This is a genomic window from uncultured Oscillibacter sp. (assembly GCF_910587525.1).
In the GTDB taxonomy this organism is placed as follows: domain Bacteria; phylum Bacillota; class Clostridia; order Oscillospirales; family Oscillospiraceae; genus Oscillibacter.
Genome location: NZ_CAJULS010000266.1, coordinates 1 through 1,557 on the forward strand (window position 1 = coordinate 1; position 1,557 = coordinate 1,557).

General features: G+C 64.2%; 2 protein-coding genes. One reads left to right on the forward strand and one right to left on the reverse strand.

Annotation, left to right across the window (positions count from 1 at the left end; all coding sequences use genetic code 11):
• Nucleotides 1-929 (forward strand): electron transfer flavoprotein subunit alpha/FixB family protein (locus QZ326_RS13310; protein WP_295746157.1); only part of this gene is annotated, 929 nt, incomplete at its 5' end.
• Between the two features lie 360 nt (nucleotides 930-1,289).
• On the opposite strand, the gene QZ326_RS13315 is transcribed toward QZ326_RS13310, so the two are convergent.
• On the reverse strand, nucleotides 1,290-1,557 hold a 268-nt coding region (locus tag QZ326_RS13315; RefSeq protein WP_295746161.1), incomplete at its 5' end, for a helix-hairpin-helix domain-containing protein.

Here is a 1,557-nt window from a genome sequence, read left to right on the forward strand (position 1 = left end):
CCGCCAAGGAGCTGGGCGGCTACGGCGCGGACAAGGTCTATGTCTGCGAGAGCCCCATGCTGGCAGTCTACAATACCGACGCCTATGCCAAGGTCATCTGCGACGTCATCGAGGACCTGAAGCCCGAGGCCTTCCTGATTGGCGCGACGAACATCGGCCGTGACCTGGCCCCCCGCTGCGCGGCCCGGCTGCATACCGGCCTGTGCGCGGACTGCACCCACCTGGACATCGACGTCGCCAACTACATCCAGTTCCTGCGGGAGGCTTCCACCATCGACGTGGACAGCCAGAAGTGGGACATGGAGGACCGGAACCTGAAGATGACCCGTCCGGCCTTCGGCGGCCACCTGATGGCCACCATCATCTGCCCCCGCTTCCGTCCCTGCATGGCGACGGTGCGGCCCGGCGTTATGAAGAAGAACCCCTTCGACCAGGCCAAAGCGGATGCGTGCGTCATTGAGAAGCCCGGCTTCTCCCTGTCTGAGGCGGACGTGAAGACCGAGGTCACCGAGGTGGTCAAGGCGGCGAAGAAGCTGGTGGACCTGATCGGCGCGGACTTCATCGTGTCCGTGGGGCGCGGCATCAGCAAGGACGTCGAGGGCGGCATCAAGCTGGCGGAGGAGCTGGCTGCGGAGCTGGGCGGCGTGGTCGGCGGCTCCCGCGCCACCATCGACAGCGGCTGGCTGAGCGCCGACCATCAGGTGGGCCAGACCGGCAAGACCGTGCATCCCAAGGTGTACGTGGCTCTGGGCATCTCCGGCGCCATCCAGCACAAGGCGGGCATGCAGGACTCCGAGTGCATCATCGCCGTGAACAAAAACGACACGGCTCCCATCTTTGAAATCGCGGACTACGGCATCTGCGGCGACCTGTTCAAGGTCACCCCGCTGCTGACCGAGGCCATCCGGGCCGCCAAGGCCGCGAAATAATTTCCGAACCAAGCAAAAGACCGAAGGGCGCAAGCCCTTCGGTCTTTTTTCCCATAAGCGCCAAGTCAGCGGCAGCGGAAAGAGGAGCTGGTCATTCGGTAAGTGCCAACCCCCCGCTCAATCTACGCCGCGGACCGGAGACTTGCGTAATAAACTATCCGTACCGCGCCCCCGTTTTCTCTCTTCCACCGTGCACGGCGCATTCTCTCTTTTCGCAAAGATTGGGGCCCCCGCAAAATCGAAGATTTTGCGGGGAGAGGAGGAAGGAACGGAGCAGAACGCAGTCCACGCCGTCAGGCGGGGACGGAGTGGGCGGAGTTTCTTCCGACGACATGAGGAGTGCATTGGACCAGCCGGCATCTAGCTGCAATCCTCCCCGCCCGAAGGGCAGGAACCCTCCCCCTTCCCCGGGTGGAAGTGACTCCAAACCGCCTCGGCGGCAGGCCGCGGCACCACCGCCGCCAAAGCCTCCGCATCCGCCTCCCGGATGGCCTTAATGGTCCCGAACTTCTTTCTAAGCTCCTCCCGCCGCTTTGGACCCACGCCGGGGATGCCGTCCAGGGCGGAGCGCATGGCGCTTTTCCCGTGGCTCTCGTGGTGGTAGGTGATGGCGAAGCGGTGGGTCTCC